The organism is Ruegeria sp. G5 (assembly GCF_056533365.1).
This window is the reverse complement of sequence record NZ_JBQFOK010000002.1, coordinates 240241-254222: the sequence shown is the minus strand read 5'-3', so window position 1 is coordinate 254222 and position 13982 is coordinate 240241. Positions and strand designations below refer to the sequence as shown.

Genomic DNA, 13982 nt, shown 5'->3' with positions numbered 1-13982 from the left:
CCGTCGAGGACACTCATGACAGACACCAAACACGAAGCGGACGTGGCATTCATCAAGGCACTGGCCGAGTTGCTGCGCGAAAACGACCTGACTGAGCTGCAGGTCAAACGCGAATATGGCGAAGAAGACAGCCTGAATGTCCGCGTCAGCCGCATGACGCCGACCGCAGCAGCCCCCGTTCAGGTCGCTGTCCCCGCTGCGGCCCCCGCTCCGGCAGCACCGGCTGCGGCCGCCCCGGCACCAGCCGAAGCCCCCGCCGCCGTTGAAGATCCTGCAAGCCATCCGGGTGCCGTGACCTCTCCCATGGTTGGAACGGTCTATATGCAGCCCGAACCCGGGGCCCCGTCCTTTATCTCGGTTGGCGCATCTGTATCCGAAGGCGACACCCTGCTGATCGTCGAAGCGATGAAAACAATGAACCATATCCATGCGCCCAAATCAGGCACCATCAAGCGTATTCTTGTTGGGGATGGTGACGCTGTGGAATTCGGCACACCTCTGGTCATTGTTGAGTAAGGCGGGCCCATGTTCGACAAAATCCTGATTGCCAACCGAGGCGAGATCGCTCTGCGGGTGATCCGCGCGGCGCGCGAAATGGGGATTAAGACGGTTGCCGTCCATTCCACTGCCGATAGCGACGCAATGCACGTACGCATGGCCGACGAATCGGTATGTATCGGCCCCCCGCCCAGCCCGCAAAGCTATTTGTCGGTGCCCGCCATCATCTCGGCCTGTGAAATCACCGGCGCGCAGGCGATCCATCCCGGCTATGGTTTTCTGTCCGAGAATGCCGAGTTCGTGCAAATCGTCGAGGATCACGGCATCACCTTCATCGGCCCCACCGCCGAACATATCCGCGTGATGGGTGACAAGATCACCGCCAAGGACACGATGAAGGAGCTGGGCGTGCCGTGCGTTCCGGGCTCCGACGGCGGCGTCCCCACGCTGGAAGACGCCAAGCGCATTGGTGAGGAATTCGGCTATCCCGTCATCATCAAAGCCACTGCCGGCGGCGGCGGTCGCGGCATGAAGGTCGCGATGAGCGCGGATGAGATGGAAAGCGCATTTATGACCGCGCGGGCCGAGGGCAAAGCCGCCTTTGGCAACGACGAGGTATACATCGAGAAATACCTGACCACGCCTCGCCACATTGAAATCCAGGTCTTCGGCGACGGTAAGGGCAACGCGGTACACTTGGGCGAACGCGACTGTTCGCTGCAACGTCGCCACCAGAAAGTGTTCGAAGAGGCCCCCGGCCCCTGCATCACTCCCGAGGAGCGAGCAAAAATCGGTAAAGTCTGTGCGGATGCAGTTGCCAAAATCAACTATATCGGCGCGGGTACCATCGAGTTTCTGTATGAAAACGGCGAGTTCTACTTTATCGAGATGAACACACGTTTGCAGGTGGAGCACCCGGTGACCGAAGGCATTTTCGGCGTCGATCTGGTTCGTGAGCAAATCCGCGTAGCCTCGGGTCTGCCGATGTCATTCGGTCAGGATGACCTTGAGATCAACGGCCACGCCATCGAGGTTCGGATAAACGCGGAAAAACTGCCCAACTTCTCGCCCTGCCCCGGCAAGATCACAGCGTATCATGCACCCGGCGGTCTTGGCGTGCGCATGGATTCGGCGCTTTATGACGGGTATTCGATCCCACCCTACTATGACTCGCTGATCGCCAAACTGATCGTTCAGGGCCGCGATCGGGCCGAGGCGCTGGCGCGTCTGGACCGTGCCTTGGGTGAATTGATCGTCGACGGCATCGACACCACAGTTCCTCTGTTCCACGCCCTGTTGCAGGAAGCCGACCTTCATAGCGGCGACTACAACATACACTGGCTGGAACATTGGCTGGCAGAGAACATGGCCGAGTGATGAACCTAACCGGGCCGAAAGGTTCAAGCCTTTCGGCCCCGGACCAACCTGTATGAGCCTTTCTCCGGAACTTTTGCTACACGGGTACTCCATCGGGATTTTTCCGATGGCTGAACATCGCGACGATCCGGAACTGTTCTGGGTCGATCCCAAGTTCCGCGGTGTTTTTCCACTGGATGGCTTCCACATTTCGCGCAGTCTGGCCAGGCGCATCCGTAAAAGCGGTTACTCAATCACGATCAATCGGGACTTTGACGGTGTCGTTGAGGGATGCGCTGATCGCGCTGACACTTGGATCAATGACGAGTTGCGACGGCTTTATCGTCGGCTTCACGAATCCGGACATGCGCATTCTCTCGAAGTCTGGGACGGCTCAAAATTGGTTGGGGGTGTGTACGGCGTGGCCCTCGGCGCTGCATTCTTTGGCGAAAGCATGTTCTCGCGTCAAACAGATGCCTCGAAAGTCGCGCTGGCGTATCTGGTAGATCGTTTACGCCAAACCGGGTTTCTGCTGTTCGATACACAGTTCCTGACAGCGCACTTGGCCTCGCTCGGCGCTATTGAAATCTCACGCGCGCACTACCGGCAGCTTCTGGAAGAGGCGATCGACGCAAGCGCGGATTTCACCGCACCGTTGGATCAGTTGCCCGAAGGCGTCATACAGCGAATTACCCAGATGTCGTAGCGCGAGTGGTCCAAGGCATTCAGCGCCGGAGACGTCGCGATCATCCATCCGTCAAATAATTGATCTGTCTTGCCTTTTTCCCAGATCGTCAAATAGGCAAAAGCGTCCCCTGTCGGGTTGTCAACAGGAAAACGGCAATCTCCCAACGCGACGTCCAGGCCAAAAATCGCATCGGTTCGGCCATTCTGCATTTCAACGTCAACCGTCTGCCCGCTGACCTTGTCTAACCCACGCAGCAAGGCACCGGGGCCCGATTGCACTTTTTGCTGGGCGGCTGCACCCGAAGCCGCCAAAACCGCGGCAAAAAGGGCGAGGTGCCTCATTGGCCGCCATCCCCGGCAACAAACTTAACCAATAGGGAAATCAGACTGACCGCGCCCTGCGTGTCTTCAACCTGATCGCCGGCTTCGAAATAGAACGGAGACCCACCCGGCATAACTTCGACAAAGTTACCACCCAGCAGCCCTTCGGATGAGATCACGATTGCGCTGTCATCCGGCACCAGAATACCGTCAATAATACTAAAGGTCGTATCCGCGCGATAGGTTTCCGGGTTCAGAGTCACACCGGTAACCGTGCCGATTTTGACACCTGCCAGCCGGACATCCGTGCCCACTCCGACACCTTCCAGCGATCTGAAGGACGCGCCCAGTTCATAACCCGTTCCACCCTGCGACAGACCGGTAGACTGGCTGGCATATACGCCAAACGCAACGGCGCAGGCCAATACGGCCCCGCCAACAAGGACTTCGGTCACATTATAGCTCGACATCATTCGCCTCGTTTATTCCGGGCTCCAGGCCTCATAATCCGAACGCTCGACCGGGTCAGGGCGCCGCAACGACCCCGCAGGCGCGTATGCCAAAGCGGTCCCTGTCAGGTTCTCTTGGTGCGGTTTTTCCCACGACTTGTGCTCTAGCGGTTTGTCGGTGGGCGGCTCATCCCAAGTCCGGTGCAACCAGCCATGCCATTCAGGGTCAATACGGCTGGCTTCTGCCTCACCATTGAAAATCACCCAACGCTTGCTGTCATCGGCATTGCGGTAAAAGACATTGCCTTCATTGTCCTCACCGACCTTTTCTCCTTTGCGCGCAGTGTAGATCTGCGTGTTCAAAGTTGCCCCGTTCCACCAGGTCACGGCCCGCAGAAGATTGTTCAGGATACCCATCGGCTGCCTCCGGCAATTCTGTTTCCGCAGATATGGACCAAAGGCGCGCCAAGGTCCAGTGTCACAAGGACCGCACCCATCATTCCGGCAGATATGCGGTCACTTCGATTTCGATCCGGTCTTGAGGCGTAATCAAATTGCATTCGATGACCGTCGCGGCAGGTGGGTTCTCCCCAAATGCTCCTTTGAGCAAGGGCCAACATAGCTCGAATTCAGCCATATCCGGGAGGTAGTAGTTCACGCGAACGACATGCTCAAATCCTGTTCCGGCCTCTGCAAGAGCACGCCCGATTGCATCAAGGGCGGACTTGCACTGACCTACGATATCCTCAGGGATCTCTTCACCTTGCGCGCAGGTTCCTGCAACAAAGACAAAACCGTTAGCCACCACGGCGCGGCAATATCCGACCTTTGCTTCATACTCACCACCCGAGGAAATGCGTTTGATTTTCATGGCATCCTCCATAGAAAAACGGCGCGGTCAGTGCCGCGCCGTGTCTGTAAATTCGTCTTGATCTTACCCGGCCGAAGCCGACTCCGCCGAGTCTGCGTAAATGATCAGAGGCTGCGCGTCCGACGATACCGCCTCTTCGTTCACGACCACTTCGGTTACGTTTTTCAACCCTGGCAGCTCGAACATTGTGTCCAGCAGAATGTCTTCCAGGATGGAACGCAAACCGCGTGCGCCTGTCTTGCGCTCGATCGCCTTCTTGGCAATCGCCTTCAACGCATCATCCGTAAAGGCAAGCTCTGCATCTTCCAACTCGAACAGGCGCTGGTATTGCTTGACCAATGCGTTCTTGGGCTTGGTCAGGATAGTGACCAGAGCGTCTTCATCCAGGTCTTCCAAAGTCGCCAGAACTGGCAGACGGCCAACAAATTCCGGGATCAGCCCGAATTTCAGCAGATCCTCAGGTTCAAGATCCTTAAAGATCTCACCAACGCCGCGATCATCGTTGTCACGCACATCAGCACCAAAGCCCATCGCCGAGCCTTTGCCACGCTGCGCGATGATCTTGTCCAGACCGGCAAACGCACCGCCACAGATGAACAGGATGTTAGTCGTATCCACCTGCAAGAATTCCTGCTGCGGGTGTTTACGCCCACCTTGCGGCGGAACGCTGGCCACAGTGCCTTCCATCAGTTTCAGCAACGCTTGCTGCACGCCTTCGCCAGATACATCGCGGGTAATCGACGGATTTTCCGACTTGCGTGTAATCTTGTCGACTTCGTCGATATAGACGATGCCGCGCTGAGCACGCTCAACGTTGTACTCGGATGCCTGAAGCAGCTTGAGGATGATATTCTCGACATCCTCACCCACATAACCGGCTTCGGTCAGCGTGGTCGCGTCCGCCATCGTGAACGGAACGTCCAGAATGCGTGCCAAGGTTTGCGCCAGCAGTGTTTTACCGCAACCTGTGGGCCCGATCAGCAGGATGTTGGATTTTGCCAGTTCAATGTCGCTGCCGGCTTTTTGTGCATGGTTCAGGCGTTTGTAGTGGTTGTGGACCGCAACCGACAGGACCCGTTTCGCCGTAGCCTGGCCGATCACATAATCATCCAGCACTTCGCAAATATCCTTGGGCGTTGGCACCCCGTCGCTGGATTTCAGGCCGCTGGCCTTCGTCTCTTCGCGGATGATGTCCATGCAGAGTTCGACGCATTCGTCACAGATGAAGACCGTAGGCCCGGCAATCAGCTTGCGCACCTCATGCTGGCTCTTGCCGCAGAAACTGCAGTAGAGCGTGTTTTTGCCGTCACCGCCTGAATTCGTCGCCATGTTCTACCTTTCGGGCTTCGTCCATGCGGCCCCCTCTGGACCGCGATTGCCGCCATTTGGTGCAGCTTAGGCCACCACTGAGGCGGCCACAATCTCAAAAATGTACCCCGCGCCATCGGCGCAGGGTCTTAATCTCAGGCGTCTTCACCGCCCATTTTGGCGCGGTTTTCAACGATTTCGTCGATATGACCCCAATCTTTGGCTTCTTCTGGGCTCATGAAATTGTCGCGATCCAACGCTTTCTCAACTGCCTTTTTTGTTTGCCCTGTATGGCGTACGTAGATGTCATACAGGCGATCTTTCAGCTTTTGGGTCTCGGCCGCATGGATCATGATATCGCTGGCCTGACCCTGATAACCTCCGCTGGGCTGGTGCACCATGATCCGGCTGTTTGGCAGAGAAAAGCGCATTCCTTTCTCACCACCCGCCAACAAAACAGACCCCATCGAAGCCGCCTGACCGATTACCAATGTCGAACATTTAGGCTTGATATACTGCATTGTGTCGTAAATCGACAAACCACTGGTCACGACACCGCCAGGTGAATTGATGTAGATCGAGATTTCCTTGTTCGGGTTTTCCGCCTCAAGGTGCAGCAATTGGGCGACGACCAGATGACTCATGCCATCATGGATCGGTCCGTTGATGAAAATGATCCGCTCTTTCAGAAGGCGCGAGAAGATGTCGTAGGCGCGCTCTCCCCGGCTGGTCTGCTCAACGACCATCGGGACGAGCGTATTCATATAGGTATCAACGGGATCGAACATTAAGAACCTGCCTGCTTTGCTATGGATCGGGACACTACCCGAAGAAACGTTACCTGAGTCTTAGTGTTGCCACAGGGGGGCCGCAAGGGGGGCCGGTGACTTCTGGACAAGACGGCGCTTTTTGACAGCAGCAACGCCCATGTTCTGGCCTTCCGTCGCCCTCCGCCACATGGACCTCACAGCACCCACGAGGTTTTGACCGGCGGGTTCCATCCCATCACGTCATTTTGATTCATGCATATGGAAATATTTGGTCACTATATATCCAATGCCAGATCGCAAGATCCACGGCGCATCCGCATTCGTAACGACGCCCATTCGGGCAAAAAGGAAAACAGAAATGGCACTGGCGCAGGTTTCACAGGAAAACCCTACCGACAACTTCGAACTTATCGCAGGCAATGCAACTCAGGCATCGAACTTCCTCAAGGCGATCAGCCATGAAGGTCGGTTGATGATCCTATGCCATCTTATATCGGGCGAGAAATCCGTGACCGAGCTGGAAGAACTGCTGTCTGCCCGTCAAGCGGCCGTCTCACAGCAGTTGTCCCGGCTGCGCTTGGAAGGGCTGGTAACACCGCGCCGTGAAGGTAAGGCGATTTATTACCGTCTGGCTGACGATCGCCCGCGCCGAATGCTCGAAGTCGTGTACGAGTTATTCTGCACCAAAGAAGCGGCCTGAAAAGGCCGCCTCTGTTCTAGGCTTAGGATCCCGTTGCGCAGTTCTGAAATGCGACGGCCATTGCGCGCAACAAGTTCGGGTAGTGGTCTGGGCCGGGGTCGATAGATGTTCCCACCGGATCCAGATCGTAAATCTTGGCCCCGGTTCCCTCGATCGCAGTTTCGACCAGCCGCATGTCGTATTGCGGTTCTGAGAAAGCGCAGACAATTTTGTCGTCGGCGACTTTTTCTTGCAATGCAGCAAGGCGTGCAGGACCAGGGTTCGATGCGTCGCCAAGGCTGACTGATCCGGACGTGTTCAGTCCAAACCGCTTTTCAAAGTACTGGTATGCGTCGTGGAATGTGATGAACGCGCGGTCTTTTGCGTTCTCCACCTCTGCGGAAATCTGATCCACAAGTTCATGCAATTCCGCATCCGCAGCTTTGGCATTATTCTTGTAGGTCTCTGCGTTTTCAGGGTCTGCCTTTGCGAGTGTATCCGCAATCGCGTGAACCCAAACACGCGCGTTTTCAGGGTCTAGCCAAGCATGGGGGTCAACACCGTCATGGTCATGCCCGTGCCCATGATCATGACCGGCATGATCATCATGGTCTGCGTGGTCTTCATGACCTGCATGATCGGCATGTTCTGCGTGATCTTCGTGCCCCGCGTGGTCATCGTGTTTTTCGTCATGCCCAGCGTGGTCATCGTGTTTTTCCGCATGATCGTCGTGTTCTGCGTGATCACCATGACCTGCGTGGTCGTCATGATCGTCCTCTTCGACGACATCTCGAAACTCATGCAACGTCGTGCCATCTACTTCCAGCAGCGCAATCTGCTGGGCATTACCCGACAACGCTTCAAGCGGCTTTTCCATCCACGGCGTCAGCTCCTCACCGACCCAGAACACGACATCGGCAGATTGCAAAGCCCGCGCTTCTGACGGACGCATCGCGTGATCGTGCGGCGATGCACTCGGCGGGATAATCAGCGCTGGCTCCGAAACACCCGACATAACGCGCGCGACTAATGAATGAACCGGGGCAATATCGGTTGCGACTTTAGGGGGCTCGGCCGCAGCTTTGCCCGCGAGAATAGTCCCAAAAACACAAAGGGTTGACCGTAACATGAGCACTCCTGAATGATATGTTATTACATAGTCTGACCGCTTGATATGCCCCACGTTATAACATATCAAGCAAAAAACACATGGAGCGCCTGATGAGCACAGTCGGTTTCAGACAACATGATCACACCCATTGCGTGCATACTGCGATGGCCCAAGCCGAAGCGAAGTGTAAGGCGCAGAGACTGCAATTCACTCCGGTCAGAAAGCGTGTGCTGGAAATTCTGCTGGAGAAACACAAAGCTATGGGTGCCTACGACATTCTTGCAGTGCTTGCTGCAGAAGGCATGGGTTCGCAGCCCCCCGTCGCCTATCGCGCCTTGGACTTTCTGGTGCAGAACGGCTTTGTTCATCGCATCGAGCAACTGAATGCCTACGCGGCCTGTGCACATCCGACGCATGACCATGTTCCGGCCTTCCTGATTTGCCGCTCATGCAAGACCGTCGCTGAAACCGAGACTGAATTGACCCAAGGTCGCTTGGGCGCTGCGGCAGATACGTCTGGTTTCCTAATCGAGCGAGTCGTCGTCGAAGCCGAGGGCCTTTGTCCGGAATGCATTGAGATAAAAGCGTGACGCAGAAACTAATTGCCCTAAAAAACCTGTCGATCAAAGCAGATGGTCGAACAATCCTTGAAAACGTAAATGCCTCGGTTTCATCAGGTGAAATTGTAACGGTCGTCGGGCCGAATGGCTCGGGCAAGTCTACCTTGCTGCGTGCCATGATTGGTGCCGTTTCACCTGCTCAGGGCACGGTCGAGCGCGCCAAGGGGCTGCGTATAGGCTATGTCCCGCAGAAACTGGCCTTGGACGCCGCGCTCCCTATGACGGTCCAACGCTTTTTAGGATTACCAAAACGTATTTCCGCGCGGGACGCTGTTACAGCACTCGAGCTAGCAGGTGTTCCCGACCTCAGAACACGGCAAATGACCAAGCTTTCGGGCGGTCAGTTCCAGCGGGTTCTTTTGGCACGCGCGCTTTTGGAAAGCCCCCAACTTCTGTTGTTGGATGAGGCCACTCAGGGACTTGATCAACCGGGGGCCGCCGCGTTCTACCAACGCATTGAACAAGTGCGCAGTGACCTAGGCTGCGCCATTGTCATGGTTAGCCACGACCTGCACGTGGTCATGGCGGCCTCGGATCGCGTGCTTTGCCTGAATGGTCATGTGTGCTGCGAAGGCTCGCCCCGTAGCGTCGCGGATGCACCTGAATACCGCGCTTTGTTTGGTAGTGGCACCAAAGGCACGATGGCACTTTACCAACATAAGCACAGTCATTCCCACGACCATGACCATGATCACCACCATGCAGCGAATGGATCTGACTGATGTTGGATGATTTCATGGTCCGTGCGGCGCTCGCCGGCGTTGGCGTTGCGATCGCTGCCGCGCCGCTGGGATGTTTCGTCGTCTGGCGCCGCATGGCCTACCTTGGAGAAGCTACAGCCCATGCCTCGGTTCTGGGTGTCGCGCTGTCTCTGGCATTTTCCCTACCCTTACTGCCCGCGGTTATTGCTGCAGCACTCGCAATGGGTTTGACCGTAACCCTTTTGCGCGGAAAGGGGTTTGCGATGGACACTCTATTGGGTGTAATCGCACATACCGCGTTAGCCGCCGGTCTTGTTACCGTGGCGCTCTTGTCTGACGTCCGGTTGAATCTTGATGCATTTTTGTTTGGCGACATTCTGGCAGTCACCAAAAGCGATCTTTTGACCATCTGGATCGGAGGAGCGCTTATTCTGGCTGTCATGGCGCAAAGATGGTCTGCCCTTCTGGTGTCCACACTGAACCCGGATTTGGCATATGCTTCGGGCGTAGATCCAAAACGGGAGGAACTTTGGTTGACACTGGCCATGGCGCTCGCCGTGGCCGTCGCTATCAAAGTGGTTGGCATACTGTTGATTGCCGCCCTGCTTGTTATCCCTGCGGCTGCGGCTCGATCTCTGGTTAGGACACCGGAGACCATGGCTTTTTTGGCTGCCACTATTGGTTCGGTTGCGGCACTAGGGGGGCTTGCTGGCGCCTATCTTGCTGATACTCCGGCTGGGCCCAGCATTGTCTGCGCCGCAGCAATTCTATTCCTGATAACCGCAGCATGCGGTCCCTTGATCCGCCGCGACTGAATACGCGCAAAGCACTGGTTTCGTTCCGGGAAAACTGGTACGGAAAACTCAATTGACACCAATGGAGACACCGATGATCCGTACCGTTCTGATAGGGTTGGCCCTGATCACACTTACCGCTTGCGAGACGGCAAAAGGCGCAGGCAGGGATATTGAGAAAGCCGGCGACGCCATTACGAACGTAGCATCGGACGTCCAGCAAAGCTTCTGAATAGAACCGCATATAGCGGAAATTCACGCACAATACGCAAGATATTGTTGATTTACCCGGGTTACTCCGGTTATTGTGCGTGTACAGGTGCATAGACGCGGCATTGCATATCTGACAAACGTTCGGGGTTCTTGTGAAAGCACAAGAACCCCGTTCGCGTTTGAAACGGCTAAACGTGGCAGTCTGTAAATTCGTTTCCGGCAAAAGGAAAAGGCGTCAGGTGCGCAGACGCGGTCTTTGCATGTGCCCAAACGGGCACCCCTGACGCCTTGCCGGGTCGACACGCCCGAGGGACGTTCCGATCCAGTTATCACGGCCTCCTAAAAAGCCGCGACTGTCGCACAACACCCGTAAGTGTCACGCAACCCGCAATGACCTGCTGAGAAGGTTCCAAATCAATTCAAGCTTGCGCCTGTATCAACTAAAAACCTACCGGTAAGCCGTTGAACCAGATGAACAATCCTAAGACCGCCCTTCAAGCACCTCGACCCCCTTGGCCTTTGCGCCCCACCCCGTCCCTCTCGAGCCGAAGTGGTATGTTGAATGTTGCATCAGCCTTTCTACCCGGCAAGAAAATAGCACTGCAGCATTGAATTCTGTGGTGGATAAGTTGTTGATATCCAGTCGGAGAACTTTGTGGACAACTCCAGAAACCCACACAGCTCACAGGGTTGTTACTGGAAAAGTCGCAGTCACAGAAAATGCCCCCATATTTGGCAGTTTCTGCACTTGCAAACACCGGCCTCTGGCGATTTTCCGAGTTTCCTTGTGAACCTCAGGCGGAATCGTCCGAATCAAACGGGGAAGTCAGGACTGAAATGGGTCGGGCTGCTCAGACACCATACTCTGCAAATCGCGCTGAAGGTTCCGCGAGATCCAGTAGTCCCAAAGCCGGGGAACGCCGCTATCCGACCTTAAGTTGCCTGGATCCTTTGCAAGCGGCCTTAGTGCCGCCCGACCCGTCTCCTCCCTTCGGAGACGTGTTGTCCGCTTCTGAGAAGCGCTCCGACCTGACCGGGATTACTTTTTATGCGCCGCAAAAAGCGCGGCCAGTACCCCCTACTGCCCGATCAGGCCAGAGACGCTTCAGTTCACCTGTCGTTCGAGTACAACGCTGTACGTTGTCCCGCGACGCAGGCTACGGAAATCCGCATAGATCTTGCCGTCCTGATACCGGGCATCAATCAACGCGTTCACACCGATCTCGGGATTGGCCGAGCTTTCAACGATGCTGATCCGGTTCGGATCATCCAGACTGACAGTCCCGGTCGCATCCATGACGCGCCAGCCTTGGCTTGCATTCGGACGCCATTTGCTGGGCCCCCAGAAAACATTGTCTTGCTGCTTTTGAATATCCAGCACCCACTCAGCATTGTTGAACCTAGGCACATCTCCGGTCGTGGTCCGGTTCGGGCCGACGGCGGTATAGCTGCCCGTCCATGTGCCCCGCAGGTCCGGCATGGTTTCGGCCATCGAGGCCGTGGCAAGGGTGAGGCTCGTGGCCAGAGCGGCTGCTCCGGCAGTCATAAATCTGGTCATGGTCTCTTCCTTCTGATGTCTTGGCCTTCGCTGGCCTGCTCAACAAATTGGAAGAGCCCGTGAGGGTTACAAGTTACCTAAGGGAAAGTTCATAAAGGCTTAACCCGCCTCTTATGCCCAGGCCAGCGCTGTACCGATAAGGACCAAACCGATACCGACGATTTCGCGGTGCGAAAAGTTCTCGCCGAACAGAAAATACGAGGCAATGGCGATCAGAATAACCTCGGCCCCAAGAATGCCGGTGTAGATAATCCCCAACCGCTCTTCCCGCAGGGCGGCAAGTTCCAGCGATGCCGCGGCCAGCAGTGTTGCGACGATCAGCAAGCTCAGCCAAATTCCGGGGATTTTCCACCAAAACTTCATCGCTATCATGGCAACGGAATACAGACCTGCCGATCCGAGAGCGATGAAAGGGATCATGGACACTTGGGTCTCCTGTCGAAGGTTCCGTTACGTCAACGTTACCAGACATACAGTGTTAGCACTGTGAGGTTGATCACAAAGGGTTGGCGGCGTCTGCATTACCTACACCGCTGAACCCGGAATGAGAAAAGCGTGCAGAATCAACCGACTCCGTACGCTTTTCTACGGAATCATTTAGTTGATCGTGATGTCGCCCGAAATCGTGTTTACAAACTTACCCGTGTCAGGATTGGTAAAGGACGAAAATCCACCACCGCCCGACGCGCTCGCCCAGTTTCCGGTGCCGCCCGACACAGTCCAGTCGCCGGTCAGCGCACCATCGGCACCCAGCCCGGTCGCCGTCCAGCTCATCACAGCCCGCTCGCCCGAGGCCGTGTTGAACACGCAATTCCCATTGCCCGACGCCTCAGCCCCCTTGACCATCAAGGCCCCAAAACACGTACCCGAAGCCCCCTCGAGCGGGTGGCCCGCGGCGACTTCGAAGCTCTCGTAATTGGTTTGTGATTGAATGACCGCGTACCCGTCCGAGATGCCGTGAACCTGGCTGGCATTCATGCCCATACCTTTGGCGCCCCCGCCATAGGTCTCGGCCAGCGCACCGGCATGTGGGCTCATCGCCAGAACGGCGACTGCGGTCGTCAGTAAGAATTTGTGCATAATAACCTCTCATTTCTGAGGGTCTTGCGTCCCAAACGTCTAACAAAAAAGCCCGCCTGAACGCGGCCCCCGAGCGGGAGGATAACATATTCAGGATTTAAGGTCTAAAGGGGGCTCTATTGGTTTGGATAGGAAGCTGAAATTGAGGGTCTTGTCTGACGGAACAGGCGGAGCCCCGGGTGCCAACGCGTTTGCAAAGGTTAGCCTTTAGAACGAAGAGCAGCGCCGACCCGAAGGGCCGCGCAACCGTGCCCGCCATGGGGGCGGGTCGGCGCGGCCCCGGCGGTGCCACTGGGTTGGTGTTTAGTTGAGGTTCTTTCTAAACGAGCATTCAAAAGCTTGCTGGAGTTAGTTGTCTCGCTTTAGTCCAAAAAGGTTCACAAGCTGCTCAACCTTTAGAAAAAGCTCATCAAACGTGACGATTTCGACGCCAGATAGGCTCCGCCGGAAGTTATCAAAGGATGCCATTTTGACCGGATCGTTTTCGATGTCTTGCCTATTTCCCACAAGAACTATCCTGCGAGGGTTGAAAGCGCTCAGATTTTGGGAGCTATATCCTCTATTAGCACTCAGCTCCGATCTTAATTGGTCAAGATAATCGTTAATTTGTACTATCCCACCGGTTACGTCTTTTCCAATTTGATAGACACTTGCTCGATAACGGTTTCCTAAGAGCTTTGCAGTCGGGGTTTTGATTTCGACCAAAATTGCAGCGTCGGTCTGTGCTTCGGCGAAAAGAAAATCCAACAGCCTCGCGCCTGACTTGTCTACCCGCGTGCCACCAACATATGCGTTGCTCTCAACAAACGTGATTGGTGAGGAAAATAGCTGCGAAAAAGCGTAGGAGTGGGCTTCGAACGTCTTCTGCCAGAACTTCTCGCTTGTGTTCAACTTATTGTTCTCCCAGATCAACATTAGATCCAGCAATCGCTTTACGGATTGAACCATTGAAACAGTTTCCGAGAA

At 55.7% G+C, this 13982-nt stretch carries 19 protein-coding genes; 8 read left to right on the top strand and 11 right to left on the bottom strand.

The window, feature by feature from the left end:
• Positions 1-15: 15 nt before the first annotated feature.
• The 3 genes from accB to aat are packed head-to-tail and all read left to right on the top strand — an operon-like array spanning position 16 to position 2560.
• Positions 16-516, top strand: a complete 501-nt coding sequence (gene accB, locus ACR0BD_RS04325; RefSeq protein WP_480694485.1) for an acetyl-CoA carboxylase biotin carboxyl carrier protein — start codon at positions 16-18, stop codon at positions 514-516.
• Between the two features lie 9 nt (positions 517-525).
• A complete protein-coding gene (accC, locus tag ACR0BD_RS04320; RefSeq protein WP_480829075.1) occupies positions 526-1875 on the top strand; it encodes an acetyl-CoA carboxylase biotin carboxylase subunit in 1350 nt (449 codons plus the stop codon).
• 52 nt (positions 1876-1927) lie between these two features.
• Positions 1928-2560: a leucyl/phenylalanyl-tRNA--protein transferase gene (gene aat / locus ACR0BD_RS04315; protein ID WP_480694489.1), complete on the top strand. Its 633-nt coding sequence runs from the start codon at positions 1928-1930 to the stop codon at positions 2558-2560.
• Here aat and ACR0BD_RS04310 read toward each other — a convergent pair.
• From ACR0BD_RS04310 to ACR0BD_RS04285, 6 genes are all read right to left on the bottom strand, one after another.
• Entirely contained in the window at positions 2515-2883 is a 369-nt protein-coding gene (locus ACR0BD_RS04310; RefSeq protein ID WP_480829073.1) for a DUF2155 domain-containing protein, read from the bottom strand. The genes aat and ACR0BD_RS04310 overlap by 46 nt on opposite strands.
• A complete protein-coding gene (mlaD, locus tag ACR0BD_RS04305; RefSeq protein WP_480829072.1) occupies positions 2880-3332 on the bottom strand; it encodes an outer membrane lipid asymmetry maintenance protein MlaD in 453 nt (150 codons plus the stop codon). The genes ACR0BD_RS04310 and mlaD overlap by 4 nt, the downstream gene beginning before the upstream one ends.
• A 12-nt stretch (positions 3333-3344) precedes the next feature.
• A complete protein-coding gene (locus ACR0BD_RS04300; RefSeq protein ID WP_480694495.1) occupies positions 3345-3728 on the bottom strand; it encodes an NADH:ubiquinone oxidoreductase subunit NDUFA12 in 384 nt (127 codons plus the stop codon).
• Between the two features lie 79 nt (positions 3729-3807).
• Positions 3808-4182 carry a Rid family hydrolase gene (locus tag ACR0BD_RS04295; protein ID WP_480829070.1) on the bottom strand — a complete coding sequence of 125 codons (375 nt, stop codon included), beginning with the start codon at positions 4180-4182 and terminating at the stop codon, positions 3808-3810.
• A gap of 63 nt (positions 4183-4245) precedes the next feature.
• A complete protein-coding gene (gene clpX, locus ACR0BD_RS04290) occupies positions 4246-5511 on the bottom strand; it encodes an ATP-dependent Clp protease ATP-binding subunit ClpX (protein WP_480694499.1) in 1266 nt (421 codons plus the stop codon).
• A gap of 134 nt (positions 5512-5645) precedes the next feature.
• Positions 5646-6278 (bottom strand): ATP-dependent Clp protease proteolytic subunit, encoded by a 633-nt coding sequence (locus ACR0BD_RS04285; RefSeq protein ID WP_480694501.1) that lies wholly within the window; start codon positions 6276-6278, stop codon positions 5646-5648.
• Between the two features lie 340 nt (positions 6279-6618).
• On the opposite strand from ACR0BD_RS04285, the gene ACR0BD_RS04280 reads away from it, so the two are divergent.
• A complete protein-coding gene (locus tag ACR0BD_RS04280; RefSeq protein ID WP_480694503.1) occupies positions 6619-6960 on the top strand; it encodes an ArsR/SmtB family transcription factor in 342 nt (113 codons plus the stop codon).
• 22 nt (positions 6961-6982) lie between these two features.
• On the opposite strand, the gene ACR0BD_RS04275 is transcribed toward ACR0BD_RS04280, so the two are convergent.
• Positions 6983-8068: a zinc ABC transporter substrate-binding protein gene (locus tag ACR0BD_RS04275; RefSeq protein WP_480829069.1), complete on the bottom strand. Its 1086-nt coding sequence runs from the start codon at positions 8066-8068 to the stop codon at positions 6983-6985.
• Between the two features lie 92 nt (positions 8069-8160).
• Between ACR0BD_RS04275 and ACR0BD_RS04270 the strand changes: the two genes are divergently transcribed.
• The 4 genes from ACR0BD_RS04270 (at position 8161) to ACR0BD_RS04255 (ending at position 10397) form a co-directional block, all read left to right on the top strand.
• Positions 8161-8640: a transcriptional repressor gene (locus ACR0BD_RS04270; RefSeq protein WP_480694507.1), complete on the top strand. Its 480-nt coding sequence runs from the start codon at positions 8161-8163 to the stop codon at positions 8638-8640.
• Positions 8637-9392, top strand: a complete 756-nt coding sequence (locus ACR0BD_RS04265; RefSeq protein ID WP_480694509.1) for an ATP-binding cassette domain-containing protein — start codon at positions 8637-8639, stop codon at positions 9390-9392. The genes ACR0BD_RS04270 and ACR0BD_RS04265 overlap by 4 nt, the downstream gene beginning before the upstream one ends.
• Positions 9392-10186 carry an iron chelate uptake ABC transporter family permease subunit gene (locus tag ACR0BD_RS04260; RefSeq protein WP_480694511.1) on the top strand — a complete coding sequence of 265 codons (795 nt, stop codon included), beginning with the start codon at positions 9392-9394 and terminating at the stop codon, positions 10184-10186. Before ACR0BD_RS04265 ends, ACR0BD_RS04260 begins: the two co-directional genes overlap by 1 nt.
• Before the next feature lie 73 nt (positions 10187-10259).
• On the top strand, positions 10260-10397 hold the full coding sequence (locus ACR0BD_RS04255; RefSeq protein ID WP_480694513.1) for an entericidin A/B family lipoprotein: 138 nt from the start codon (positions 10260-10262) through the stop codon (positions 10395-10397).
• Positions 10398-11483: 1086 nt separating this feature from the next.
• Here the strand turns inward: ACR0BD_RS04255 and ACR0BD_RS04250 are convergent.
• From ACR0BD_RS04250 to ACR0BD_RS04235, 4 genes are all read right to left on the bottom strand, one after another.
• The gene (locus tag ACR0BD_RS04250) at positions 11484-11936 is read right to left on the bottom strand and encodes a hypothetical protein (protein ID WP_480694515.1); all 453 of its coding nucleotides are present in this window, start codon (positions 11934-11936) and stop codon (positions 11484-11486) included.
• Between the two features lie 111 nt (positions 11937-12047).
• Positions 12048-12356: an SMR family transporter gene (locus tag ACR0BD_RS04245; RefSeq protein WP_480829402.1), complete on the bottom strand. Its 309-nt coding sequence runs from the start codon at positions 12354-12356 to the stop codon at positions 12048-12050.
• A 177-nt stretch (positions 12357-12533) separates the two neighbouring features.
• Positions 12534-13016: a hypothetical protein gene (locus ACR0BD_RS04240; RefSeq protein ID WP_480829068.1), complete on the bottom strand. Its 483-nt coding sequence runs from the start codon at positions 13014-13016 to the stop codon at positions 12534-12536.
• Positions 13017-13364: 348 nt separating this feature from the next.
• Complete coding sequence (locus tag ACR0BD_RS04235) at positions 13365-13964, bottom strand: Shedu immune nuclease family protein (protein ID WP_480829066.1); 600 nt, start codon at positions 13962-13964, stop codon at positions 13365-13367.
• Positions 13965-13982 lie beyond the last annotated feature (18 nt).